Consider the following 23,374-nt stretch of genomic DNA (forward strand, 5'->3'; position numbering starts at 1 on the left):
CGCCGTGCGACCGGGCGGCGCCGCACGCGTGCGCCACGGCCCCGGGGAGGAGGGCGGGTCCGCCTCCGGGCCCGGGGCCCGGAGGCGTCGTGGCGCGGGGGCGTCGTGGCGCGGGGGCGTCGTGGCGCGGCGCCTGCCGGACGGCGGCTCAGGCGCCGGGGAGCACGCCGGTGCGGGCCACTGCGGAGTACCAGCGGGCACTGGCCTTCGGGATGCGGGTGCCGGTCGGGTAGTCGACGTAGACGGCGCCGAAGCGCTTGCTGTAGCCGTACCCCCACTCGAAGTTGTCGAGCAGCGACCAGAGGAAGTAGCCGCGCACGTCCGCGCCGTCCGCGATGGCCTGGTGGACGGCGGCGAGGTGGCCGCGCAGGTAGGAGATGCGGGCGGGGTCGTTGACGTTGCCGGAGGGGTCGGCGTAGTCGTCGAACGCGGCGCCGTTCTCGGTGATGACCAGCGGCAGTCCGGGGAAGTCCGACGCCAGCCGGCCCAGCAGTTCGTGCAGTCCGCTCGGGTCGACGGCCCAGCCCATGGCGGTGGTCTCGCCCGGGGGCTGGTGGAAGGCGACGTCGTCGGCACCCGGCCAGGGGCTGTGGGCGCTCCTGCCGTGCCCGTCCGAGGTGTGGGTGCCGCTGCCGTCCGCCCGGGAGACCACGGTGGGCGTGTAGTAGTTGACGCCGAGGAAGTCCAGCGGCTGGTGGATCTCCCGCAGGTCGCCGTCGTGGACGAAGGACCAGTCGGTCAGCGGCGCGGTGTCCTTGAGGAGGTCCTCCGGGTAGGCGCCCCGCAGCATCGGTCCGGTGAAGACCCGGTTGGCCAGCGCGTCGATGCGGCGGACGGCGTCGGCGTCGGCGGCGTCGCCGGTGAGCGGGCGCAGGTGGTGGAGGTTGAGCGTGACCGAGCACCGGGCGTCGGCGGGGATCCGGTCGCGCAGTGCCCGGACGGCCAGGCCGTGGGCCAGGTTGAGGTGGTGGGCGGCGCGCAGCGCGTCGACCGGGTCGGTGCGGCCGGGGGCGTGCACGCCGGAGCCGTAGCCGAGGAAGGCGCTGCACCAGGGCTCGTTGAGGGTGGTCCAGGTCTTCACCCGGTCCCCGAGGGCGTCGGCGGCCAGGGCCGCGTACTCGGCGAACCGCTCGGCGGTGGCGCGCTCCGGCCAGCCGCCGGCGTCCTCCAGCTCCTGCGGCAGGTCCCAGTGGTAGAGGGTGGCGACGGGCTGGATGCCTTTGTCCAGCAGCTCGTCGACGAGGCGCCGGTAGAAGTCCAGGCCCTTCTGCGCGGCGGGGCCGCGGCCGGTGGGCTGGATCCGGGGCCAGGCGAGGGAGAAGCGGTAGGCGCCGATGCCGAGGTCGGCCATCAGGGCGACGTCCTCGCGCCAGCGGTGGTAGTGGTCGGTGGCGATGTCACCGGTGTCGCCGTTGCGGACCCGGCCCGGGGTGCGGGCGTAGGTGTCCCAGATGGACGGCGTGCGGCCGTCCTCGGCGGCGGCACCCTCGATCTGGTAGGAGGCGGTCGCCGAGCCCCAGAGGAAACCCTCGGGGAACGTGCGGGGGGCCTCCGGGCCGGGAGCGGTGTGCTGGTGTGCTGCGGTGACCACGTGGGTCCTTTCCGGGTGGATGGGTGAGGGGCGGTGGGAGCCCGGTACGGGACGAGGTCCGCGGCCGGCCGCCGGCGGGAGCCGGGGGCCGGGCGGGGAACGGCCGCCGGGCGGGACCGGGAACCGGGGCCGGGCGAAGGCCGGCCGCCGGACGGGACCGGTGGCCGGCCGCCGGGCCGGGTGCGGGTCAGCCCTTGACGGCGCCCGCCATGATGCCGCTGACGATCTGACGTCCGAAGACGACGAACATCGCCAGCAGCGGCAGCGTGCCGAGGAGCGCGCCCGCCATGATCAGGGACTGGTCCCGGATGTATCCGGCGCTGAGCTGGGTGAGGGCGACCGGGACCGTCGGGTTGGTCATGTCGAGCACCACGAAGGGCCAGAAGAAGTCGTTCCAGGCGTGCACGAACGTGATCATGAACAGGACGGCCATCGCGGGGCGCGCCACGGGCAGCACGATGCTCCAGAAGATCCGCAGGGAGTGCGCGCCGTCCACGCGGGCGGCCTCGACCAGCTCGTCCGGCAGCGCCTCCGACAGGTACTGCCGCATGAAGAAGACGCCGACCGCGCTCACCAGGGTGGGGAAGATGACGGCGGGCAGCTCCTGCGACCAGCCCAGCTCGGACATCATCATGAACAGCGGGACGACGCCGAGTTGCGGCGGCACCATCATGGTGCCGATCACCAGCATGAGGAGCACGTTGCGGCCCTTGAACCGCAGCTTGGCGAAGGCGAAGCCGGCCAGGGTCGCGAACAGGACCGTGGACAGGGCGATGACGCCGGCCACGATCAGGCTGTTGATCATGGCCTTGCCCATCGCCGCCTCGTCCCAGGCGCGGGCGAGGTTGCTGAAGAGGTTCGGGCCGGGGAGGAACGGCGGCGGCGTCTGGCTGACGCGGGTGTTGTCGGTGGAGGCGGCCACCATGGTCCAGTACAGCGGGAAGATCGACACGACGGCCGTGATCGCGAGCAGGACGTAGGCGAGCGGGCCCGCGTGGTGCTGGCGGCCGGCGCGCTGGCCGAACAGCCGCCGGCCGCCGCGGGCGGCGGGCTCCTTCGAGGCGGTCCGGGCCGGAGCGTCCGCCCGGACCGGGAGGCTTTCTGTGGTCATGGGGACTCCTGGTCAGGACGTGCGGGAGCGCAGGCGCTTGATCAGGCGCTGCGTGACGAAGGCGAGGACGAGCAGCAGGAACATCGCCCAGGCGACGGTCGCCGAGCGGCCCATCTGGTAGTTCTTCCAGCCCTCCTCGTACAGCAGCAGCCCCAGCGTCTGGTACTGGTTGTCCGCGCCGCCCGTCACGCCGTTGGGTCCCTGGCCGAAGATCAGCGGTTCGCCGAACAGCTGCGTCGCGCCGATGGTGGACAGCACGATGGTGAAGACGATGGTGGAGCGGATCCCGGGCACGGTGACGTTCGTGAACTGCTTCCAGCGGGAGGCGCCGTCGATGGCGGCGGCCTCGTAGCGGTCGGCCGGGATGGCCTGCATGGCGGCCAGGTACAGCAGCGCGTTGTACCCGGTCCAGCGCCAGATGACGATGGTGGAGATCGCGGCCTGGGCGGGCCACTTGTCGGCCTCCCAGTCGACCGGGTCCAGGCCGACCAGGCCGAGCGACCAGTTGATCATGCCGAAGTCGCGTTCGAACAGCATGGTGAACACGAGGGCGGCGGCGCCGACCGAGGTGGCGTAGGGGACGAGCGAGGCGATGCGGAAGAAGAGCGAGCCGCGCATCCGGTAGTTGAGCAGGTGGGCCAGGCCGAGCGCCATCAGCAGCTGCGGCACCGTGGAGATGACGCCGATGGTGATGGTGTTCGCCGTCGCGTTCCAGAACCGGGAGTCGTTCCAGAGGTCGACGTAGTTGTCGAACGCCACCCACTCCATGACGTCGAGGGTGGCCAGTTCCACCCGGTGCAGGGAGATCCAGGACGTGTAGACGAGGGGGTAGAAGCTGAACGCGGCGAACACGACGAAGAACGGGGCGACGAACGCGTACGGCGCGCCCTTGACGTCCAGCCGGTGCAGCAGCGCGCCGCGCCGGCTGGCGCCGGCCGGTTCGGGCGCCGGTCCCCGGCGCCCCTCGCCGGCCCGGTCCTTGGTGGTGGAGGTGGCCACCGGAGTTCCTTTCTGAGAGCGGAGGGGTGAGCCGGCCGCCCGGGCCCGCCGCCGAGGGGCGGGCGGGCCCGGGTGGCCGGAGGGGCGACGGGTCAGCCGACCGCCTTCTCGATGCGCTCCGCGGTGGTCTTCCAGGCCTCGTCACGCGAGGTGCCCTGCTGCTCGATCAGGGTCAGGCCCTGCGAGAAGGTGTCCTTGATCGTGCCGTCCTTGCGGCCGAGGACCTGCTTGTCCGGGATCTCGCGGGCGGCCTCGCCGAAGATCCGGCCGATGGGGGCGCCGCTGAAGTACTCGGAGGTGACGTTCTGCACGGCGGGCATCTCCAGCGCCTTCTGCGAGGACGGGACGCTGCCCTGCTTCTGGAAGATGTGCGCCTGCTGTTCGGGCGCGGTCAGCCAGGCGACGAGCTTCTTGGCCTCCTCCTTCACCGGGCTCTGCTCGACCACCCCGAGGAAGGAGCCGCCCCAGTTGGCGCCCTTGGGCGCCTTGGCGACGTCCCACTTGCCCTTGTTGGCGGCGCCGGCCTTCTCGCCGATGTGGCCGAGCATCCAGGCCGGGCAGACGGTCGTGGCGAAGGTGCCGTTGGCCAGGCCGGGGTCCCAACCGGGCTGGAACTGGCGGAGCTTGGCGGTCAGGCCGGCCTCCGCGGCGTCGGCGGCGAGGTTCCAGGCCTCCTTGACGGCGGGGTTCTCGTCGTAGATCAGGTCGCCCTTGGCGTTGTAGTACTGCTCGGGGTAGCCGTAGACCATGGCGTTGAACAGGCCGCTCGCCGCGTCCAGGTACGCCACTTTGCCGCCCTTGAAGTCCTTCTTGAAGGTGCGTCCGACCTCGACGTACTTCTTCCAGTCGCCCTGCCAGAGCTTGGCGACCTCCTCGCGGTCGGTGGGCAGGCCGGCCTTCTCGAAGTAGTCCTTGCGGTAGCAGACGGCCATGGGGCCGATGTCGGTGCCCAGTCCGAGCACCTTGCCGTCCGCGGTGGTGATCTGGGACTGCTTCCACGGCAGGAAGTGGTCGGTGCCGGTCGTGCCGGAGAAGTCCGCGAACTTGTCGGCCTGGGTGTCGACGATCTCCTTGGCCCGGCCGATCTCGATGCCCTGGATGTCCTTCAGGCCCTTGCCCCCGGCCAGACGGGTCTGCAGGGCGGTGTAGTACGTCTGCTCGTCACCGGCCACCTCGGCCTTGATGTCGACGTTCGGGTTCTCCTTCTCGTACTGCTCGAGCAGGCCCGTCTCCTTGAAGCCCATCACGCCGTACATGCCCATGGTGATGGTGACCTTGCCGTCCTTCTTGCCACCACCCGTCGCCGAGTCGTCACCGCCTCCACAGCCGACGACGAGCGCGAGCGCGCCGGCGGCCGCGACGACCGCGGCCGCCCGCGTGCGCGGGGTCCTGTGAGTGCTCATGAATGTCCTCCTAGCGACGGCGCTGACGCACCGGAGTGGCGGGTTGTGGGTGGGGGCAGGGCGGCACGACACGTGGTGGGAACGTGCCCACCAGAGGGTGGGCACGTTCCCACCGGCGGATGGAAGACTCGTGGCAGCGAACGGTTATGTCAATGACTTGAAAACAATTCGTTGCCGAACCGGACGCCCGGCGTTCGCTTCACGACTCCTCGGGGGGTCCTTCCGCCACCGTGGCGTCTGCCACAATTGCCGCTGGTCACGTCCGCGGTACCGCCGCGGCAGCCCCGCCCGGAGGAGCAGATGACAGGGAACCGCCAGCCCACGATCAAAACGGTCGCCGCCCGCGCCGGGGTGGGGCGGACCACGGTCTCCCGCGTCATCAACGGCTCGGAGCTCGTCAGCGCGGACGCCCGGGAGCGGGTCCTGGCGGCGATCAAGGAGCTGAACTACATCCCCAACTCCGTGGCCCGGGGCCTGGTGACCAGCCGTACCGACTCGGTGGCGCTGGTGATACCGGAGTCCGAGAGCCGGCTCGGGTCGGAGCCGTTCTTCGCCGCCCTGATCCGGGGCGTGAGCGCGGCGCTCGCCGAGACCCGCACCCAGCTTCAGCTCACGCTCGTCCGCGACCAGTTGGAGCGGGACCAGCTCACCGCGTCGGTGGCGACCCGCCGGGTCGACGGCGTGCTGCTGGTCTCGGTCCACGCGCACGACCGGCTCCCCGGCATCCTGGAGGAGATGGGGCTGCCCACCGTGCTGGCGGGCCGCAGGGACGAGCGGGAGCGGCTCAGCTACGTCGACTCCGACAACGCCGGAGGCGCCGCCGCGGCCGTCGGGCACCTGCTGGACCGGGGCCGCCGCCGCATCGCCACCATCACCGGGACGCTCGACATGGACGTCGGCCGCAGCCGGCTCGCCGGCTGGCGCGACGCCCACCGCGAGGCGGGCGTGCGGGCCGACGAATCCCTGGTCGAGTGCGGCGACTTCACCGAGGAGGGCGGGCGCCGGGCGATGCGTTCGCTTCTTGAACGGGCGCCGGATCTGGACGCCGTCTTCGCCGCCTCGGACCTCATGGCCGTCGGCGCCATGGCCGAACTGCGCCGGCGCGGACGGCAGGTGCCGGGCGACGTCGCCGTCGTCGGGTTCGAGGACTCCGTGCTCGCCCGCCACACCGCCCCGCCGCTGACCACGGTGCGTCAGCCGGTGGAGGAACTGGGCCGGACGATGGCCCGGATCCTGACCGACATCACCCGGCACGGCGCCGGGCGGCAGCAGTTGACGCTGCCGACCGAGCTGGTGGTGCGCGAGTCGTCGTGAGGGGCGTCACCCTCCGCCGGGCGTGCGGCGGGGTCCGCCGGGCCACCTCGCGCCACGGCGGAAGACCTCACGGTGCGGGCCGGGACGGGCGTCGGTGAAGAAAGTGAGGGGGGTGCCCGGAAGCGCGGTGAAGAAACCGGGTGACCCGGCCGTATGTTCCCGCGTTCGCCGGGCACCAGGAGCGGCGGAGGTTGATAACTATGGTTCCCCTGCTTCTCGTTCTCCTGCTGGCCCTGATCCTCTTCGGCGCGGGCTTCGCGCTGAAGGCACTGTGGTGGATCGCCGTCATCGTGCTGGTCGTCTGGCTGCTCGGCTTCGTCATGCGCAGCGCGGACACCGGCGGCCGCAAGGGCCGCTGGTACCGCTGGTGACCCGCTGGTGCTGACCCGCCGCGCGGCAGCCGGCCCGTGGGCTCCGGGACCACCCGGGGCCCACGGTCCTGCTCCGGACGGGAGCCGTCGTCACACCGGTCCGCGGGTGGCGACGCCCCTGCCGGCCGCGTCGGTGGTGTCGGCCGTGGCGGTTGCGTCGGCCGTGGCGGTGGGGTCGCCGGCGTCGGACAGGGCGATGCGGGCCGTGATCCGCTTGCCGACCGGCTCCTGGTGGACCGAGAGGTCCTCGGTGACCGCCTTGACGATCTCCAGGCCGTGCTGGCCGATCCTCGCCGGGTCCGTGGCCCGCGCGGCGGGGACCGTGGGATCGCTGTCCCACACGGCCACCTCCACGCTCCCTGCGATGATCCGCAGTTCCATCAGGACGGGGCCGGGGGCGTACTTGCGGGCATTGGTGACCAGTTCGCTGACCACCAACTGGGTCAGGTCCGTCGCGCGGGCGGACACGGCCAGCCGATGCACGTCGCGGGCCCGTTCGAGGAAGGCGGTGGCGTGGTGGCGGGCCTCGGCGATGCAGCCGTCGTCCCCTCCCAGGGCGAAGCCGGCCCGCAACAAGGGGTCGCCGGGCGCCCTGCGCTCGCCGTCCTCGGCCTCGAATCCCACCAGCATCGCCTCACTCCCCGTCCACCCGAGCGTGGATGTCCCACCAGGTGACTACGTCTGCCCCCGATGCGCCGTCCGGAACAGCCGATCGCGTGCACCCGGCCCGGGCGGTGAGGCAGAATCGTCCACGCGTGGTCCTGACCCGGAGCAAGCGTAAACGCAGTCGAGGAGACGGTGACCGACATCCCGAAAGCAGAACGGCCGGACGGGCTCGTCGTCGAGCAGAGCGTGGTCGACGGTGTACGCGTCGTGGTCGTGCGCGGCGAGATCGACCACGACGTCAAGCACGTGCTGAGCGAAGCCCTGCTGCCGCGGCGCGGGGCGGTGCCGCCGTCCCGGGTCGTGGTGGACCTCAGCGGCGTCACCTTCATGGACTCCAGCGGCATCAACGCCCTCGTCGTCGCCCACCGGGCCGTCCGTGCCGGCGCGGGGTGGCTGCGCATCGCCGGTGCGCAGGCGCCGGTCCTGCACGTCCTGCACATCGTGGGGATCGACGAGGTCATCCCCTGCCACGCCACCGTCGAGCAGGCCCTGAGCAGCCCCTGATCCGCCCGGTCCGGTCCGCCGACGGACAGCGGTCGGCGGGCCGGACCGGGACGGGTACGTCGGAGCGGACCGGGACGGGTACGCCGGCGGCGGCCGGGACCGTTCGGACGGGTCCGGCTCTCCCCCCCCCGTAGGTCCCGTCTGCTTCAGCCGCCCCCGTCGCTGACGTCCAGGTGGGCGTAGCGGGAGGGCGGGCCGAGCTCCGCGGCCGGCTCCTCCCCCTCGGCGTCGGCGATGTCGGCCACGACCACGGACGCGCCTTCGGCGGCGAACAGCCGTGCCGTCGCGGCACCGATGCCCGCGGCTCCCCCGGTGACGATCGCCACCCGCTCGTCAGCGCTCCCGTCATGGCCTCCTGAAGCGATTCGGGCCGGGCGGAGATTCCTCGACGCCGCGCCGGGATGCCGCGGCCCGTGGTGACCGCGCGGCGCGGGTCCGGCCCGCGGAACGCGTCCGGCGCCGGTCCCCTCGGGCACAGGTCGCCCGGGGCCGCCCGACGCCTGCCGGTTCTCCTGCCGTCCGGTGCGACCACGCGGATCTCCCGGCGCACACCGGGGAGACGCGTGGCCCGCCGGCCGCCCCGTCACTGGCTTGCCTGGTGACGATTGAAGGTGAGACCATGGGCTCACTGCCCGCTCCGCCGAAGTTCGTCGACGTACGGGTTACCGGTCCGACCGCACGTGAGCGCCCGCTCGCGAACGAGGAAAGGGAGATCCCGTGATGAGTGACGACCAGCAGAAGGCCTGGCTGGCCGGCGGTTGCTTCTGGGGCATGCAGGACCTGATCCGGAAGCTCCCCGGCGTGGTGAGCACGCGGGTCGGCTACAGCGGCGGCGGCACACCGAACCCGACCTACCGGGATCACGGCAGTCACGCCGAGTCGATCGAGATCGTCTTCGATCCCGCCGCCACCGACTACCGCACCATCCTCGAGTACTTCTTCCAGATCCACGACCCGACCACGAAGAACCGGCAGGGCAACGACATCGGCGCCAGCTACCGCTCCGCCGTCTTCTACCTGGACGACGAGCAGCGGCGCATCGCCGAGGAGACGATCGCCGACGTCGACATGTCGGGCCTGTGGCCGGGGCCGGTCGTGACCGAGGTGGTCCCGGCCGACGAGTTCTGGGAAGCCGAACCCGAGCACCAGGACTACCTGGAGCGCTACCCGGAGGGCTACACCTGCCACTTCCCCCGCCCGAACTGGCGCCTTCCCCGGCGCGACGCGGTCTGAACCCGCTCCGTCAGCCGACCGAGGCCGCCCCACGAGGTGGGGCGGCCTCGTAAGTCCGCGGGGACGGAGCGCGTCGCCGCACGAGCCCCACGTGAGCGCCGACGGGCCGCGGAGGCACGCGCGGTGAAGGGCCCGGAGGGAAGACGGTACGGGCCGCGGAGAGACGCACGGTGCGGGCCGCGACCGTGCTTCCGGTCACATCGCCGCGCACCCGTGCGACGGTGACGCCCGCGCCGGGTACCCCGGGTTCATGACGGAAGTGGTACTGGCGGGTCTGTGGGGGCTGGTGGCGGGTTCGGCGTTGCTGCTCGGGGCGGTGGTGGGGTTCGGCCTGCGGGTACCGCAGAAGGTGATCGCCACGGTCATGGCGTTCGGCGCGGGAGTACTGCTGTCGGCCGTCAGTTCCGAACTGCTCTCGGAGGCGTACGGCGAGGCGGGACTCACCCCTGTCGCGGTCGGGACCCTGGCGGGCGCCGCCGCCTACACCGCGGGCAACGTGTGGCTGGCCGGCCGGGGTGCCCGGCACCGCAAGCGCTCCGGCCACCTGCGGGCGCAGGCCCAGCCCACGGAGGCCCAGCAGAGCGGTTCGGGGCTGGCACTCGCCCTCGGCGCGCTGCTCGACGGCGTCCCGGAGTCCGCGGTCATCGGTGTGGGCCTGCTCGACGGCGGGACGGTCAGTCTGGTGACCGTCGCCGCGGTCTTCATCAGCAACGTCCCCGAGGGACTGTCCAGTTCGGCGGGCATGAAGAAGGCCGGGCGCGGCAGGGCCTACGTCTTCGGGGTGTGGGGCGCGATCGCGGCCGCGAGCACCGTCTCCTCCGTCCTCGGCTACACGGTGGTCGGCCGCTTCTCCCCGACGGTGATCGCCGTGGTGACGGCGGTGGCCGCCGGAGCGATCCTCGCGATGGTCGCCGACACGATGATCCCCGAGGCGTTCGAGGACGCCCACCTGGCCATCGGGCTGATCACCGTGAGCGGCTTCCTCGTCTCCTTCGCCCTCTCCCACGCCTGATCGTCACGGGTCGCCCGACCGCCAAGGGTGGTGCGGGCGCCCGCCGTGCGGGTGCGGCGGGCGGGCCGGGCGGTCAGGCTGGGACCGGGCCGACAACGGCGCTTCCCGCTGGATCGGAGATGGGCTCTCACATGGGCAAGACGCGACTGGGCAGGGCGACCACGAAGACGACGGCGGGCCGCCGGAGCGCGGCCCCGGGCGGAGGCCACCGGCCCCGGGAGCGCGCGAACCCCCCGGTGCCGGCGGTGCCACCGGTACCGGCGGACCCGGTCGGCGGTTCGCCGTCGGTCCCGCGCCGCGCCGAGGCCGCCGGCGCCGAGGGGGTCGCCGCGTGAGAGGGAACGTGAGCCCGCTGCGGGGTCGTACGGCGGTGGTGACGGGAGCGGCACGGGGGCTGGGGGAGGCGATCGCCGTGCGGCTGGCCGACCTCGGCGTCCGGGTGGCGCTGCTGGGCCGCGAGGAGGACACCCTGGCCAGGGTCCGGGAACGGCTGCCGACCGAGTCGCTGTGCTGGGAGGTGGACGTCACCGACGACGCCCGTATGGCGGAGGTGGCCGCCGAGGTGAGGGAGCGGCTGGGGGCGCCGTCCGTGGTGGTCGCGAACGCGGGCCTGGCGGAGGGCGGGCCCTTCGCGCAGTCGGACCCCGCGATCTGGCGCCGGGTGGTGGAGGTGAACCTGGTCGGCAGTGCCGTCACCGCCCGTGCCCATCTGCCTGCCCTGTTCGACACCTGCGGCTACTTCCTCCAGGTGGCGTCGCTCGCCTCCATCGGGGCCGCGCCGATGATGAGCGCCTACTGCGCCTCCAAGGCGGGTGTCGAGTCGTTCTGCCACTCGCTGCGCGCCGAAGTCGCCCACCGGCGCGTGGGCGTGGGCATCGCCTACATCAACTGGACCGACACCGACATGATCCGCGACGTCGACGCGCACGCGGTGCTGCGGGAGCTGCGCGGCCACATGCCCCCGCCGGCCCGCACGGTGTATCCCGCGCCCTTCGTGGCGGAACGGCTGGTGCGCGCCGTCGAGCGGCGCCGCCCCAGCGTCTACGTGCCGTCCTGGCTGCGGGCCACACAGCTCGTCCGGGCGGCCATGCCGCCGGTGGTCACCCTGCTCTCCCGCAGGGAGCTGCCCCGGCTGGCCGCCGCGCACCCCTTCGAGGCGACGGGCCTCCTGGGAGCGGGCGGCCGGGCCGACTCCCCGTCACCGGAACCCTCCGCCTGACGCCGGGCCGACGGGCCGGCAGTACGGCGGACGGGCGAAACGCCGCGACCGACGGGACCGACGGGACCGACGGGACCGACGGGACAGCGGACCGGCACGACCGGTGGGGCGGCGGACCGGCGGGACGAGCGGCGGGGTGGCCGGGGCCCCTGCCCCCGGCCACCCCTGTCCGCGTCGTCGAGCGGCCCGGTGCGGGCCGCGGGCCGTCGTCCCCGGCCCGCGGCGCCGCCCGCCGTCAGCTGCCGGGCATCAGGACGGTGTCGATGATGTACACGTGGGCGTTGGCGGTCTTGACGTTGCCGCAGACCACCTTGGCGGAGTCGTTGACCGTGTACGACTCGTCCGAGCCGGAGGTGGTCAGCTTCGACTTCTCCAGGGTGTCGAAGGAGCCGTTCTCCAGGTCCGCCGGGGCGAGCTTCTGACCGACGACGTGGTAGGTGAGGATCTTCGTCAGGGTGGCCTTGTCGTTGAGGACCTTGTCCAGGTCGGCCTTCGGGATCTTGGCGAAGGCGTCGTTGGTCGGGGCGAACACGGTGATGTTCTGGGCGTTGTTGAGGGTGTCGACGAGGCCGGCCTTCTTCACCGCCGTCACCAGGGTGGACAGGGCGGGGTTGTTGGACGCGGCGGTGGCCACCGGGTCCTTGGCCATGCCGTCGAAGGAGCCGGCGCCGTCCTCCGGCACCGAGGCGCAGGCCGGGCCGAACGGCTCGTCCACGGCGGAGGCGTCCGTCGAACCCTTCATGCCGTCGTCGGACGCCGTCGCCGGGGCAGCCGCCTTGCTGGAGGAGTCCGAGGAGGCGGAGTCGCCGCCGTCGTCGGAGCAGGCGGTCAGGGCCAGGGGCAGGACGGCGGCGGCGGCGACGGTCATGGCGAGGCGGCGGACACGGGTGTTCATCATGGTTCTCTCCTGAGGGATGGATGCAGCGGACGCTGCGTTCATGGGAAAGGTGGCTTGTGTGGTCAGGTGGGGGTCACTCGACGGTGACCACCACGGAGTGCCGGCCGCTGGCGCCGTCGGGGGCGGTGCGGGTGCGGGTGTCGGTCTGCACCGCGCCGGTGCGGTCGGTGGCGCGCACCGTGAGGGTGTGGCCGCCCTTCGTGGCCCGCCAGGGCAGGGACCACTGGCGCCAGGTGTCGAGCGAGTCCTCGGCCGCCAGGCGCGCCTCCTGCCAGGGCCCGTCGTCGACGCGCACCTCGACCTTGTCGATGCCGCGGTGCTGGGCCCAGGCGACCCCGGCGACCATGACGGTGCCGGCCCGGGGGCGGGCGAACGGTTTCGGGGTGTCGATCCGGGACTGCGTCTTGACCGGTGCCCGGCGGGCCCACTTCCGTTTGACCCAGTAGGTGTCGTAGGCGTCGAACGTGGTCAGTTCGATGTCCTCGATCCACTTGCAGGCGGAGACGTAGCCGTACAGGCCGGGCACCACCATGCGGACCGGGAACCCGTGGGCGAAGGGCAGCGGCTCGCCGTTCATCCCGACGGCGAGGAGGGCGTCCCGGCCGTCCATGACGTCCTCCACCGGCGTCCCGAGGGTCATCCCGTCGACCGAACGCGCCACCAGTTGGTCGGCGGGCCCGCCCTTCGAGGGAGGGACGACGCCGCACTCGGCGAGGAGGTCGGCGAGACGCACGCCGGTCCAGCGGGCGTTGCCGGTGTAGGGGCCGCCGACCTCGTTGGACACGCAGGTGAGGGTGATGTCCCGCTCGATCAGCTCGCGCCGCAGCAGGTCGTCGAAGGTGAGCGTGACCGGCCTGGTGACTCCCCTGCCGTGCAGGCGCAGCCGCCAGGACGTGGCGTCCACCTTCGGCACCACCAGGGCGGTGTCCACCCGGTAGAAGTCCTCGTTCGGGGTGACGAAGGGGGTGATCCCGGGGATCGCCAGCCGCGTGCCGCGGGGAAGCGGCGGAGCGGGCGAGCCCGGCGACGGCAGGACGAGGTCCCTGCGGGAGGCGACCGCGTCACGGCCGCTCGACCCGTTCAGCGCCCGGCCGAGGGCGCCCGCGCCGGCCGACGCGACGGCCGCGGCGGAGGCGGCGATCACGAAGCCGCGGCGGTCCCAGTCCGGTGCCCCGGAGGGGTCGTCCCCCGCGGGGGCGCCGTCCGGCAGGTCCGGCGCGGGATCGCGCGGCTCCAGCCGGCCGGCGAGGAAGTACAGCAGTGCCGCTCCGGCGACCGCGCCCGCCGCGGAGGGCAGCGCGTCGGTGAAACCGTCCGAGTCCGGCCGGCCGAGCGCCGCGGCCGTGCCGGCCGCTCCGAGGAGAAGGACTCCGACGGCGCCGAAAACCCGGTGCCGCGGGGCGAGAACACCCAGCACTGCCGCGCAGAGGGCCGATACCGCGAGAATTCCGAGCTGCAGCACCAGTTTGTCGTCGGTGCCGAAGGTGCGGATCGCCCAGTCCTTCACCGCGGCGGGCGTACGGTCGATCGCGGCACCGCCCACGGCGACGACCGGGCCGGCCTGCGGACGCACCCCCACCGAGACCAGCTCGGCCACGGCCAGCGCCGTGCCGCCCGCCAGCACGCCGCTGAGCGCACCGAGCGCCGCGCGCATCGGCGAGCGGGTTTTCCGCGGTTTCTTCTCGTCGTCGGTCACGTGGGGAATCCGGCCCCGACGGCCTCGCGGATGGGTCACTCATCCGATCGAGTGAATATGTTTTTCGGACCGATCCGCAGGCGTCCGGGCAACGGATTCCTGGGTCTCGAGCGCGGAGATCGCGGGCGGGGATCCCGGGTCGGGATCGCGGGCGGGGATCCGGTGCCCGACGCCGTCGCACACGGGCGCCGGCCTTCCCGTGTACGCGGATCGCGCCCCCGGGGGCGACGGGCCGACGCCCGTCGCCCCCGGGCCGGAGGACCCCCGCGAAGGGGGAACGGCGGTCGGGCGGGCCGGCCGGTACCACTCAGTGTCAGCCGGGGTCAGCCGGAATCAGCCGGGGTCAGCCGGTGTGCGGGGCCGCACCGCGGGGTCGGGGGCGGGTGAGGGCGTGGTGGAGCGGGTGCCGACGGCCGGGGCGAGGGCGACGGCCACGGCGGTGAAGGCGAGGACGACGAGCATGGCACTGCGCAGGCCGTAGTGGTCCCCGAGGAAACCGAGGCCGGGAGGGCCGACGAGGAACGCGACGTAACCGATCATCGCGACGAGGCTGACGCGGGCCGCCGCGTCCGGGCCGGAGTCACCGGCCGCCGAGAGCGCGACGGGGAAGCCGAGCGAGGCTCCCATGCCCCAGAGCAGCACGGCGGCACCCGCCAGGAGGGCGGAGTCGGCGAAGGCGACGACGGCGATCCCGAGGGTCGCCGAGACGGCGCTGGCCCGCACGACGGGCGCTCGGCCGACGCGGTCGATGAGGAAGCCTCCGCCGAAGCGGCCGATCGTCATGGCGGCGGCGAACCCCGTGTAGACGGCGGAGCCCAGGGCGGGGTCGACGCCGTGGCCGTCGACCATGAGGAGGGGGAGCCAGTCGTTCGCGGACCCCTCGGCCAGGGCCATCGCCAGGATGACGCCGCCGATCAGGAGCAGCCGCCGGTCCTTCCAGACCTTCGCCCGGGGCGACGCGGTACCGCTGTCGGTCCGCCGGCCGCGGTCCCGGGTCCTGCCCACCCCGCCGGGGACGGCGCGCAGGGCGTGGGCGAGCATGCCGGCCGTGACGGCGACGACGGCCGCCAGGTGCCACTGCACCGGAACGGCGGCCGCGGTGCACAGGATGCCGCACGCGGCTCCCACCACGGTGCCCAGGCTGAAGAAGCCGTGCAGCGTGGGCAGCACCGTCCGGCCCGCCAGCCGTTCGACCTCGGCGCCGTCGACGTTGACCGCGACCTCTCCCCCGCCCATGCCGGCGCCGAAGAGGAACAGACCGGCGGTGACGACGGGAGCGGAGGCGAGCATCGCCCCGCCGCCGACGACCGCCATGCTGAGGACGACCAGCAGCGTCCCCGCGCCCATGACGGGCCGGGTGCCGAACCTGGCCACCAGCGCTCCGGAGCCGAGGATGCCGGTCATGGAGCCGACGGAGAGCCCGAACAGGATGACCCCCATCTGCGCGGTCGACGCGCCGAGGAGGTCCCTGATGTCGGGTGTCCGCGTCACCCAGGAGGAGATCGACAGACCGGGTACGAGAAACAGGAGGAACAGCGCCGTTCTGCGACGGCGCGTGGCCAGGTCCATGGATGAGGTGTTCTTTTCGCGCGAAAGTGGCGGGGCGATGATCACCCTGCGCCGGGTCCGTTCGAACGTACACGCCGGTGGCGGGCCGAGGAAGACGATCACCCGCCGGTGCCGTGACGCCACCGGCGGGGCCGCTTCGTCATCGAGGGGGCAGCACGCAGAACTCGTGGCCGTCCGGGTCGGCCATGAGCACCCGGTCGGTCCGGTCCCGGCCGGTGTCGACGCGCTTCGCCCCGAGGGAGACGAGCCGGTCCACCTCCGCCTGCAGGTCTTCGCCGGCGGGCGGCGCGATGTCGAAGTGGAGCCGGTCCTTCCCCGTCTTCGTCATCAGCGGCGGGCCGCCCCACGTGATCTTGGGGCCGCCGTGCGGGGAGCGGATCGCGGTCTCCTCGTCCTGGTCCCAGACCAGTGGCCAGCCCAGTGCCCGGCTCCAGAAGTACCCGACGGCCTGCGAACCGTCGCACGCGAGCGCTCCGACGAATCCGCAGTCCGCGAGGAAGGCGTTGCCCGGCCCGACGACGCAGAACTCGTTGCCCTCGGGGTCGGCGAGCACCACGTGCCCCTCCTCCGGGCGCTGGCCGATGTCGATGTGCCGGGCGCCGAGCCCGACCGCCTTCGCCACGACCTGCCGCTGGTCCTCGGGGGAGGTGCTCGTCAGGTCGAAGTGCATGGGGTTCTGGCTCGTCTTGCGCTCCCGGGTCGGCAGGAAACGCATCCGGAACCCCGTGTCGTCGCCGGGCAGCAGCTCGATGCCGTCGGGGGAGCCGTCCTCCGCCCCCTCCCAGCCGAGGAAGTCGCCCCAGAAGCGGGCGAGACGGGCGGGGTCGTTCGCGTCGAGGGTGAGCGCGTGCAGGTGGGAAGTCATGGTTCGAGGTCTCCGGTCTGTCGGCTCGGCGCGCCGTCCCGCCGCCCGTTCGGGCGGGGCGGTCCGCCGGCCGTCGGGTCACGGGCTGTCGGTCACAGGCTGCCGAGGAGGTCGTCGAGCGGGGCCGGTACCCGGTCGGGGGCGAGGGCCTCGACCAGGAGGCGGCCGTAGCGGATCTTGCGGCCCTTCTGCGTGCCGAGGAAGCGCCGCAGCTGCCGCTGCCTGGACCGGCCGTGCTGGGCGGGCTGGTGCAGGAAGGTCTGCCAGGCGCGGAGGTCGCCCGCGGCCCGGACGACCTCCTCGGTCCCCGCCGGACCCAGCGCGCGGACGAGTTCGTCCTCCAGGTCCGTCACGCACACGAAGAAGCCCTCGCGCGGCGCCCCCGCCCGCTCCAGGCCGCGGTCGTAGAAGGGCTGTTCGCGTTCGTCGCAGAGTCCGGTCAGGCGCAGGCCGAGGCCGGGCGGGCCGAGGAGGGCGGCGTGGCGGGCGACGCTCATCGCCCCGCCCATGGACACGACGCACACCCCTTCGGCGGCCAGGTCCCGGCCGCGCCGTGCGGCCAGCGCCTCGACGGCGGCGAGGTCGCTCGGCCCTTCGAGCAGCACCGCGGTGCGCACCCCCAGCCGCGCCGCCAGCTCCCTCGCCGGCCCGCCGGGACCACCGGCCGCCCAGGCAGTGACCTCGTCCCGGAACGCCCCCATGTCGGCCATGGAGCGAGTCTGCACCACCACCGGGGCCCCCGGCACGGCATTAAATGCCACGCCCCCGCGTTCGCGACGGGAGGGGACCGCGCGCCCGTACCGGGGCGGGAGGGACGCGGGGCGGCGAAGGGAGCGTCGGCCCGGGCACCCGTACCGGGGGCGGGAGAGACATGCGGCGGCGAGGGGACCGTCGGCCCGCACACCCGTGCCCGTACGGGAGGGGCGCGAAGGAGGAAAGGGCGTCCCGGCCCGAGGACTCCGCATGGCCCGACCCGCCCCGGGTACCGGAAAGGTGAAGCCACGCGACGCCTGGCGCACCCGGCACCGGGCGGTCCGGCCGGGCCACGATGGGGTGAGCCATGCGCGACGACAGCATCCCCGAGGAACTGCTCGTGGCGGCCGCCCAGGAGGCGCTGCGCGATCTCAACCGCACGCCCGACGACCGGACGGTGCTGGACACCCTGGTCGCCTGCGACATCCTGGTCCCGGAGCCGGACGAGTTCGCCGCCCGTCACGCCCCGCGGGACGGCAGGCTCACCCTCCCGGTGATCGACGACCCGCCGCAGCCGCACACGGTTCCCGTCTTCACCTCCGTGGAGCGCATGCTCCACACGCTCCCCGAGGTGCACATCGGGCACCAGGTGCAGCTCGGCCTGCTGGCGGCCAACTGGCCCACCGACGAGGAGCTGGCGCTCGCCATCGACCTCGGCCATCCCGACGGCCTGATCTTCGCCGGCCAGGACGTCCACGTCCTGCTCGTGCCGCCCTGGAGGTGACCGGCCGCTCCCCCGCCCGCCGGTGGACGATCCCGCCCGGTTCTCGTGGCCGCCCCGCACCGGCGGCCGGTACGGACGGTCACCGCCGCTCGTGCGCCCCTCGTACGGAGCCCCTCCCATGTCCGTACGCCACCCCGGCGGTCAGCGGCGCCGCAGGGACGGGTCGAGCAGGGACGGCGGGGTGTCGTGCTTCTCGTGTGCGGCCAGGTCGGTGCCGGGGGCCACGACGGCGTCGATCGCGTCGAGCACGTCGGCGGAGAGCACGGTGTCGGCGGCGGCGAGCTGCGCGTGCAGGTGCTCCAGCGTGCGGGGACCGATGAGCGCGGCGGTCACGGCGGGGTGCGCGGTCACGAAGCCGAGGGCCAGCTGGATCATGGTCAGGCCGGCCCCGTCGGCGATCCCGGCCAGCCGCTCGACGGCGTCGAGCCTGGCCCGGTTGGCGGGGAGGGTGGTGTCGAAGCGCTGCGGCATGAACGCCGAGCGGCTGGTGGTGATCTCCCGGCCCGCGCGGACGGCGCCCGACAGCCAGCCCGAGGCCAGCGGGCTCCACACGAGGACGCCGAGCCCGTACTCCTCGGTCACGGGAAGCACGTGGGTCTCGATCCCCCGCTGGAGGACGGAGTAGCTGGGCTGCTCGGTGACGTAACGGCCGAGGTGGTGTTCGCGGGAGGCCCACTGCGCCTGCACGATGCGGTGGGCGGGGAAGGTGGAGGAGCCGAAGTGGCGGATCTTGCCCGCGCGCCGGAGGTCGGTCAGGGCCGACAGGGTCTCCTCGTCGCTGGTACTGGGGTCCCAGCGGTGGATCTGGTAGAGGTCGACGTGGTCGACCCCGAGGCGGCGCAGGCTGTCGTCGAGCGCGCTGACCAGCCAACGGCGGGAACCGCCCCGGTGGTTGCGCTCCTCCCCCATCGGCATGCCGGCCTTGGTGGCCAGGACGACGTCGTCGCGGCGGCCGGCGAGGGCCTTGCCGATCATCTCCTCCGACTCGCCGCCGCTGTACACGTCGGCGGTGTCGATGACGTTGACGCCGGCCTCGAGCGCGGCGTCGACGATGGCCGTGACCTCGTCCTGGGTGGTGCGTCCGAGCGCGCCGAAGTTCATCGCGCCGAGCGCGAGGGAGCTGACCTGTACGCCGGTTCGGCCCAGGGTGCGGTACTGCATGACCGTGTCTCCTCCGTTGCGGGTGAAGCGTGGCGGGGTGCGTGCGCGGGTGCGCGGCTCGGTGGCCGGCCCGCGCTCTGGCATCATGAACAAAGCGGAACGTTGTTCCGGAAGAGACGATACGGAACGACGTTCCGTTTCGCAAGGCGCGCAGGGAAGGGAGCCGCACGTGGGCGACGGCGACGAGCAGGGGAAGCAGGGGACGCGGGGGAAAGACGGGCACGGGAAGGACCGGGGCGGGAGACAGACGGCGGAGCCCGGGCGCAAGGACGCCCGGCGCAACAAGGAGAGCCTTCTCGACGCGGCCGCCGCCGCCTTCGTCGCCTCGGGCGTGGACGCGCCGGTCCGCGACATCGCGGCCCGGGCCGGCGTCGGGGTGGGCACGATCTACCGCCACTTCCCGACGCGGGCGGACCTCATCATCGCCGTCTACCGGCACCAGATCGAGGCCTGCGCCGAGGCGGGGCCGGCCCTGCTGGCGACCGGCCCGACCCCGCACGCCGCCCTGGGGCGCTGGATCGGCCTGTTCGTCGACTTCCTGGTCACCAAGCACGGCCTCGCCGCCGTGCTCCGGTCCGACGACGCGGGCTTCGAGGCGCTGCACGCCCACTTCCTCGACCGCCTCGTGCCCGTGTGCGCCCGACTGCTCGAAGCCGCGGCCGCCGCCGGGGAGATCCGCTCCGACCTGGACGCCTACGCGCTGCTGCGGGGTGTCGGCAACCTCTGCATCGGAGCGGAGAACGACCCGCGCTACGACGCCCGCCGACTGGTCGAGGTCCTGGTCGCGGGACTGCGCCGACCGGCCTGACCCCGGCCGCCGCGCCGGTCCCGGCCACGGGCCGGCCCGGGCGCGCGGCGGCCGGGCGGCCCCGGCACGAGGGCCGGGGCGGGCACGCCGGCGGAGTGCCGCTCACCCGTTTCCGGGGCCCCGGTCGTCGGGGAGGGCGCGGGGGGCCGCGCCGTCGGCCCTGGCCGCGTCGGCGAGGGCCTCGGCTGCCGCCTCCGCGGCCTGCGCGGCGTCGCTGGCCGCCTGGGCCGCACCGGCGTCCGAGCGCTTCTCTCGCGTGGCCGGCGACTGGGGCAGGACCTCGCTGAACGCCCGTGACACGTCGCTGAGCGCGGAGGTGATCTCGCTGGGGATCACCCAGAAGTTGTTGCCCGGCCCCTGCGCGAGGTGGGGCAGCGTCTGGAGGTACTGGTAGGCGAGGAGCTTGGGGTCGGGATCGTTGCGGTGCACGGCCTGGAACACCTCGTCGATGGCCCGGGACTGCCCTTCGGCCTGGAGGATCGCGGCCGTACGGTTGCCCTCCGCGCGCAGGACGGCGGCCTGCTTGTCGCCCTCGGCGGTGAGGATCTGCGACTGGCGCTGTCCCTCGGCGCCGAGGATCGCGGCCCGCTTGTCCCGCTCGGCCCGCATCTGCTTCTGCATGGCGTCCTTGATGGACTGGGGAGGGTCGATGGCCTTGATCTCCACCCGGTTGACCCGCAAGCCCCATTTGCCGGTGGCCTCGTCCAGCACCCCGCGGAGCTGGCTGTTGATGGTGTCGCGGGAGGTGAGGGTCTTCTCCAGGTCCATGGACCCCACCACGTTGCGCAGGGTGGTGACGGTGAGCTGCTCCACCGCCTGGAGGAAGTTGGCGATCTCGTAGAAGGCCGCGCGCGGATCGGTGACCTGGAAGTACAGCACGGTGTCGATCTCGACGACCAGGTTGTCCTCGGTGATCACCGGCTGCGGTTTGAAGGAGACGACCTGTTCCCGCAGGTCGATCACCGGATACACGCGGTCGACGAAGGGGATCACGAGGCTGAGGCCGGGTTTCAGCGTCCGGTGGTAGCGGCCGAGCCGTTCGACGTTGCGGGCGCGCGCCTGGGGCACGATGCGTACCGCCCGCACCACGGTGAGGACCGCCAGGAGGGCGACGATCAGGCCGGCGATGAGGAACGCCGAAGCTTCCATGGTTCACTCCCGGGGGTAGACGAGTGCGGTGGAGCCGCTGATCTCCATGACGTCCACGGCCGTTCCAGGGGGGATCACCAACGTCTCGTCGTAGGCGCGCGCCGTCCACTCCTCACCCTCGATCCGGACCCTGCCGCCGGCTCCGGTCACCTCGGAGACGACGTAGGCGGACTTCCCGACCAGCGCGTCGACGCCGAACCGCTCCGTCTGGGGCGGCAGCACGTGCCGCAGCGCGACCGGGCGCAGGAAGACCAGGCTGAGCGTGGCGACGACGGTGAACACGAGGAGCTGGAGGGGCGCGGGCAGCCCCAGGGCGGCGGTTCCGGCCGTGATCAGCGCGGCCCCGGCGAGCATGCCCAGTGCGGCGGTGAGTGTGAACATCTCCGCCAGGGCGAGGAATCCCGCGACGCTCACCCAGATCAGCCACGGCTCCACAGGGCCCCCTTCCGAGGACGTGGGCGTGAAGGTGACGCGCCGTCCGTGGTCACCGGTACGGCCCGCCGGTCACCCGGAACGGCACGCGCGAGGAGCGCTCACACGCCTCGCGGCTGCCCGGGCGGCTGCTTCACGTTCTCCTACGGAGAGAGCTCTACCCATCCCGGCCCCGGGGAACCGGGCCCGCCGCGGGCGATCGGCGGACCCGGCCGGTCCGCACCGCGCGCACCGGCCCGACTCCGGCGCCGCGGTCTCCTCCCGAGACGGGTTTTCCGGCGGCCCCGGTGGGACCGGGGCGGGCCGGCGGGCCGACGGCGGCGCGGCGGCCCCCGCCGCAAAGGGGTCAGGTCCGCCGTGAACAGCATGTTCTGCTTGCCGGCGACGGCGGAGAACCGGCCCGTGACGCCGGTCTCGGCACGCACCGCCCACGGGGCGGCGGCCGGGTCGCGGCGCCCGCGCGCGGGCGTCGGCGTCTGCGTCGGCGATGACGAGGCCGGAGGGGGCCTTGACGGCGGTCGTCCTGCCGACGCCGTCGGGGCCGGCAGGACGAGGACCGTGCGCCTCCCGGGACGGCCGGGTCGGTACCGTCGAGGACCGCCCCTCCGGTCTTCGCCCGTGGGCCTCGCGCGGCCCCTCGGCCGCGCCGGCGGCGGGCGGTGCCGGCGTCACGCCCCGCGGTTCGGCGCGGGGCGGACGCGGTGCGCTCCCGGCTCGGCTTCAGCGCGCCGGTACCGGGGCGGGCGGGGCCGGTGCGTCAGAGCGAGGGGCCGGCGTCGCCCGGCTTGAGGCGGCCGCGCCAGGCTCCGGACTCGGCGCCGCGCTCCTCGACGTACTGCTTGAAGCGCTTCATGTCGCCCTTGACGCGCCGGTCGATCGTGCCGAGCACGTCGGCGGCCTTCTCCGCCATCCCGCTCGGCTCGACGTCCATCACCAGCTCCACCCGGGTGTGCGTGTCGTCCAGGCGCTCGAACCGGACCGTGCCCCTCTGTCGGGTGTCGCCGCTGGTGGTGCGCCACGTGATGCGTTCGTCCGCGAGCTGGTCGACGATCTCGGTGTCGAACTCGCGCCGGGTTCCGCCGATCTTGGTCGTCCAGTGGTTGTGGCGGTCGTCGAGCTGCCTGACCTCTTCCACTCCCTCCATGAACCGGGGGAACTCCTCGAACTGCGTCCACTGGTTGTAGGCGGTACGGACGGGGACGTCCACCTCGACCGTTTCCTTGACCGTGCTCATCTGCGCGTTCCCTTCTCATGACGATGCCGGGCTCGGGGCGACGGGTACCCGGGGTCCCGCCGGATACGACTGGGCCGCCGTGTTTTCCGGCTCGCGTCCCGACGCCGGGGAGGAGGACGGATCGTCCTCGCGCGGAGGGCGCCCTCCCGATGCGTAATACTCTTCGCATGACATCAGGTGTTACACCGGGGAGCGGGCCGGTCACCGTACGGCGAGCCGTCGCGAAGGACGCCAAGCGGCTCACGCGGCTCGTGCGCGGCTCGCGGGCCTACGAGGGGCGGTACGCGGCCGTGGTCGCGGACCACCGGGTCGGGCGCGGCTACATCGAGGCCCACCGTGTCTTCGTGGCCGTCGGCGGTCACGGGGACGGGGCGCGTGTCCTCGGTTTCTACTCGCTGCTGCTCGCCCCGCGGGAGCTCGACCTGCTGTTCGTCGCCGACGAGGCGCAGGGCCGCGGCATCGGGCGGCTGCTCGTCACCCACATGCTGGCCGAGGCGCGCGCCGCCGGGCTCGACGGCGTCCGGGTGGTGTCGCATCCGCCGGCCGAGGGCTTCTACCGGAGTGTGGGCGCGGTGCGCACCGGAACCGCGCCCCCGAACCCGCCCGCCGTGGGCTGGGAGCGCCCCGAGTTCGACTTCTTCCTGGTCCCGCCGGGTCCGCCG

General features: G+C 73.4%; 23 protein-coding genes and 1 pseudogene. 9 read left to right on the top strand and 15 right to left on the bottom strand.

The annotated features are described in order from the left end of the window. Window positions 1–148 precede the first annotated feature (148 nt). The 4 genes from ACF09K_RS20355 to ACF09K_RS20370 all read right to left on the bottom strand — a co-directional run bounded on the left by ACF09K_RS20355 (window position 149) and on the right by ACF09K_RS20370 (window position 5,104). Complete coding sequence (locus ACF09K_RS20355) at window positions 149–1,591, bottom strand: GH1 family beta-glucosidase (protein WP_392245362.1); 1,443 nt, start codon at window positions 1,589–1,591, stop codon at window positions 149–151. A 187-nt stretch (window positions 1,592–1,778) separates the two neighbouring features. Further along, window positions 1,779–2,702 (bottom strand): carbohydrate ABC transporter permease, encoded by a 924-nt coding sequence (locus ACF09K_RS20360; RefSeq protein WP_392245364.1) that lies wholly within the window; start codon window positions 2,700–2,702, stop codon window positions 1,779–1,781. 12 nt (window positions 2,703–2,714) lie between these two features. After that, a complete protein-coding gene (locus ACF09K_RS20365; protein WP_392245366.1) occupies window positions 2,715–3,701 on the bottom strand; it encodes a carbohydrate ABC transporter permease in 987 nt (328 codons plus the stop codon). Between the two features lie 92 nt (window positions 3,702–3,793). After that, window positions 3,794–5,104 carry an ABC transporter substrate-binding protein gene (locus ACF09K_RS20370; protein ID WP_392245368.1) on the bottom strand — a complete coding sequence of 437 codons (1,311 nt, stop codon included), beginning with the start codon at window positions 5,102–5,104 and terminating at the stop codon, window positions 3,794–3,796. 300 nt (window positions 5,105–5,404) lie between these two features. Here ACF09K_RS20370 and ACF09K_RS20375 point away from each other — a divergent pair, with 300 nt between their 5' ends. Both ACF09K_RS20375 and ACF09K_RS20380 read left to right on the top strand, forming a co-directional pair. After that, on the top strand, window positions 5,405–6,418 hold the full coding sequence (locus ACF09K_RS20375) for a LacI family DNA-binding transcriptional regulator (protein WP_392245370.1): 1,014 nt from the start codon (window positions 5,405–5,407) through the stop codon (window positions 6,416–6,418). Window positions 6,419–6,618: 200 nt separating this feature from the next. Next, window positions 6,619–6,789, top strand: coding sequence for a DUF5670 family protein (locus ACF09K_RS20380; RefSeq protein ID WP_030933194.1), 171 nt, complete (start codon window positions 6,619–6,621; stop codon window positions 6,787–6,789). Between the two features lie 90 nt (window positions 6,790–6,879). Here the strand turns inward: ACF09K_RS20380 and ACF09K_RS20385 are convergent, their stop codons facing one another. Then, window positions 6,880–7,419, bottom strand: coding sequence for an ATP-binding protein (locus tag ACF09K_RS20385; RefSeq protein WP_392245372.1), 540 nt, complete (start codon window positions 7,417–7,419; stop codon window positions 6,880–6,882). Between the two features lie 168 nt (window positions 7,420–7,587). Between ACF09K_RS20385 and ACF09K_RS20390 the strand changes: the two genes are divergently transcribed. After that, window positions 7,588–7,959, top strand: coding sequence for an STAS domain-containing protein (locus ACF09K_RS20390; protein WP_392245373.1), 372 nt, complete (start codon window positions 7,588–7,590; stop codon window positions 7,957–7,959). A gap of 146 nt (window positions 7,960–8,105) precedes the next feature. Here the strand turns inward: ACF09K_RS20390 and ACF09K_RS20395 are convergent, their stop codons facing one another. Beyond that, window positions 8,106–8,285 (bottom strand): SDR family NAD(P)-dependent oxidoreductase, encoded by a 180-nt coding sequence (locus ACF09K_RS20395; protein WP_392245374.1) that lies wholly within the window; start codon window positions 8,283–8,285, stop codon window positions 8,106–8,108. A 394-nt stretch (window positions 8,286–8,679) separates the two neighbouring features. Between ACF09K_RS20395 and msrA the strand changes: the two genes are divergently transcribed. The 3 genes from msrA to ACF09K_RS20410 all read left to right on the top strand — a co-directional run bounded on the left by msrA (window position 8,680) and on the right by ACF09K_RS20410 (window position 11,423). Further along, window positions 8,680–9,192 (top strand): peptide-methionine (S)-S-oxide reductase MsrA, encoded by a 513-nt coding sequence (msrA, locus tag ACF09K_RS20400; protein ID WP_392245376.1) that lies wholly within the window; start codon window positions 8,680–8,682, stop codon window positions 9,190–9,192. A 250-nt stretch (window positions 9,193–9,442) separates the two neighbouring features. After that, the gene (locus ACF09K_RS20405) at window positions 9,443–10,204 is read left to right on the top strand and encodes a ZIP family metal transporter (protein ID WP_392245377.1); all 762 of its coding nucleotides are present in this window, start codon (window positions 9,443–9,445) and stop codon (window positions 10,202–10,204) included. Window positions 10,205–10,535: 331 nt separating this feature from the next. Beyond that, the gene (locus ACF09K_RS20410) at window positions 10,536–11,423 is read left to right on the top strand and encodes an SDR family oxidoreductase (RefSeq protein ID WP_392245378.1); all 888 of its coding nucleotides are present in this window, start codon (window positions 10,536–10,538) and stop codon (window positions 11,421–11,423) included. Between the two features lie 235 nt (window positions 11,424–11,658). On the opposite strand, the gene ACF09K_RS20415 is transcribed toward ACF09K_RS20410, so the two are convergent. The 5 genes from ACF09K_RS20415 to ACF09K_RS20435 all read right to left on the bottom strand — a co-directional run bounded on the left by ACF09K_RS20415 (window position 11,659) and on the right by ACF09K_RS20435 (window position 17,161). Continuing rightward, window positions 11,659–12,318: a fasciclin domain-containing protein gene (locus ACF09K_RS20415; RefSeq protein ID WP_392245549.1), complete on the bottom strand. Its 660-nt coding sequence runs from the start codon at window positions 12,316–12,318 to the stop codon at window positions 11,659–11,661. Window positions 12,319–12,394: 76 nt separating this feature from the next. Then, the gene (locus tag ACF09K_RS20420) at window positions 12,395–13,975 is read right to left on the bottom strand and encodes a sulfite oxidase (RefSeq protein ID WP_392245550.1); all 1,581 of its coding nucleotides are present in this window, start codon (window positions 13,973–13,975) and stop codon (window positions 12,395–12,397) included. A gap of 375 nt (window positions 13,976–14,350) precedes the next feature. After that, a complete protein-coding gene (locus ACF09K_RS20425) occupies window positions 14,351–15,586 on the bottom strand; it encodes an MFS transporter (protein WP_392245380.1) in 1,236 nt (411 codons plus the stop codon). A 139-nt stretch (window positions 15,587–15,725) separates the two neighbouring features. After that, complete coding sequence (locus tag ACF09K_RS20430) at window positions 15,726–16,451, bottom strand: VOC family protein (protein ID WP_392245381.1); 726 nt, start codon at window positions 16,449–16,451, stop codon at window positions 15,726–15,728. A 92-nt stretch (window positions 16,452–16,543) separates the two neighbouring features. After that, window positions 16,544–17,161, bottom strand: a complete 618-nt coding sequence (locus ACF09K_RS20435; protein WP_392245382.1) for a TOPRIM nucleotidyl transferase/hydrolase domain-containing protein — start codon at window positions 17,159–17,161, stop codon at window positions 16,544–16,546. A gap of 350 nt (window positions 17,162–17,511) precedes the next feature. On the opposite strand from ACF09K_RS20435, the gene ACF09K_RS20440 reads away from it, so the two are divergent. Beyond that, complete coding sequence (locus ACF09K_RS20440; protein WP_392245383.1) at window positions 17,512–17,928, top strand: SseB family protein; 417 nt, start codon at window positions 17,512–17,514, stop codon at window positions 17,926–17,928. 141 nt (window positions 17,929–18,069) lie between these two features. Here ACF09K_RS20440 and ACF09K_RS20445 read toward each other — a convergent pair whose 3' ends face one another. Beyond that, window positions 18,070–19,089: an aldo/keto reductase gene (locus ACF09K_RS20445; RefSeq protein ID WP_392245385.1), complete on the bottom strand. Its 1,020-nt coding sequence runs from the start codon at window positions 19,087–19,089 to the stop codon at window positions 18,070–18,072. A 169-nt stretch (window positions 19,090–19,258) separates the two neighbouring features. On the opposite strand from ACF09K_RS20445, the gene ACF09K_RS20450 reads away from it, so the two are divergent. Beyond that, window positions 19,259–19,897: a TetR/AcrR family transcriptional regulator gene (locus tag ACF09K_RS20450; protein ID WP_392245386.1), complete on the top strand. Its 639-nt coding sequence runs from the start codon at window positions 19,259–19,261 to the stop codon at window positions 19,895–19,897. Between the two features lie 102 nt (window positions 19,898–19,999). On the opposite strand, the gene ACF09K_RS20455 is transcribed toward ACF09K_RS20450, so the two are convergent. The 3 genes from ACF09K_RS20455 to ACF09K_RS20465 all read right to left on the bottom strand — a co-directional run bounded on the left by ACF09K_RS20455 (window position 20,000) and on the right by ACF09K_RS20465 (window position 22,712). After that, window positions 20,000–21,046 carry an SPFH domain-containing protein gene (locus ACF09K_RS20455; RefSeq protein WP_392245388.1) on the bottom strand — a complete coding sequence of 349 codons (1,047 nt, stop codon included), beginning with the start codon at window positions 21,044–21,046 and terminating at the stop codon, window positions 20,000–20,002. Between the two features lie 3 nt (window positions 21,047–21,049). Then, window positions 21,050–21,481, bottom strand: a complete 432-nt coding sequence (locus ACF09K_RS20460; RefSeq protein ID WP_392245390.1) for an NfeD family protein — start codon at window positions 21,479–21,481, stop codon at window positions 21,050–21,052. Window positions 21,482–22,235: 754 nt separating this feature from the next. Then, entirely contained in the window at window positions 22,236–22,712 is a 477-nt protein-coding gene (locus ACF09K_RS20465; protein WP_392245391.1) for an SRPBCC family protein, read from the bottom strand. A gap of 149 nt (window positions 22,713–22,861) precedes the next feature. Between ACF09K_RS20465 and ACF09K_RS20470 the strand changes: the two are divergent. After that, window positions 22,862–23,362 (top strand): annotated as a pseudogene (locus ACF09K_RS20470) (GNAT family N-acetyltransferase); the annotation flags it as partial. Window positions 23,363–23,374 lie beyond the last annotated feature (12 nt).

It is taken from the genome of Streptomyces sp. NPDC014882, assembly GCF_043081325.1.
Taxonomy (GTDB): Bacteria; Actinomycetota; Actinomycetes; order Streptomycetales; family Streptomycetaceae; genus Streptomyces.

Coding starts and splice junctions, on each gene's coding strand:
- ACF09K_RS20360 (WP_392245364.1), bottom strand. CDS start 2,702: ATGACCACAGAAAGCCTCCCGGTCCGGGCGGACGCTCCGGCCCGGACC.
- ACF09K_RS20370 (WP_392245368.1), bottom strand. CDS start 5,104: ATGAGCACTCACAGGACCCCGCGCACGCGGGCGGCCGCGGTCGTCGCG.
- ACF09K_RS20375 (WP_392245370.1), top strand. CDS start 5,405: ATGACAGGGAACCGCCAGCCCACGATCAAAACGGTCGCCGCCCGCGCC.
- ACF09K_RS20380 (WP_030933194.1), top strand. CDS start 6,619: ATGGTTCCCCTGCTTCTCGTTCTCCTGCTGGCCCTGATCCTCTTCGGC.
- ACF09K_RS20385 (WP_392245372.1), bottom strand. CDS start 7,419: ATGCTGGTGGGATTCGAGGCCGAGGACGGCGAGCGCAGGGCGCCCGGC.
- msrA (WP_392245376.1), top strand. CDS start 8,680: ATGAGTGACGACCAGCAGAAGGCCTGGCTGGCCGGCGGTTGCTTCTGG.
- ACF09K_RS20405 (WP_392245377.1), top strand. CDS start 9,443: ATGACGGAAGTGGTACTGGCGGGTCTGTGGGGGCTGGTGGCGGGTTCG.
- ACF09K_RS20415 (WP_392245549.1), bottom strand. CDS start 12,318: ATGAACACCCGTGTCCGCCGCCTCGCCATGACCGTCGCCGCCGCCGCC.
- ACF09K_RS20420 (WP_392245550.1), bottom strand. CDS start 13,975: ATGCGCGCGGCGCTCGGTGCGCTCAGCGGCGTGCTGGCGGGCGGCACG.
- ACF09K_RS20425 (WP_392245380.1), bottom strand. CDS start 15,586: ATGGACCTGGCCACGCGCCGTCGCAGAACGGCGCTGTTCCTCCTGTTT.
- ACF09K_RS20430 (WP_392245381.1), bottom strand. CDS start 16,451: ATGACTTCCCACCTGCACGCGCTCACCCTCGACGCGAACGACCCCGCC.
- ACF09K_RS20435 (WP_392245382.1), bottom strand. CDS start 17,161: ATGGCCGACATGGGGGCGTTCCGGGACGAGGTCACTGCCTGGGCGGCC.
- ACF09K_RS20440 (WP_392245383.1), top strand. CDS start 17,512: ATGCGCGACGACAGCATCCCCGAGGAACTGCTCGTGGCGGCCGCCCAG.
- ACF09K_RS20445 (WP_392245385.1), bottom strand. CDS start 19,089: ATGCAGTACCGCACCCTGGGCCGAACCGGCGTACAGGTCAGCTCCCTC.
- ACF09K_RS20455 (WP_392245388.1), bottom strand. CDS start 21,046: ATGGAAGCTTCGGCGTTCCTCATCGCCGGCCTGATCGTCGCCCTCCTG.
- ACF09K_RS20465 (WP_392245391.1), bottom strand. CDS start 22,712: ATGAGCACGGTCAAGGAAACGGTCGAGGTGGACGTCCCCGTCCGTACC.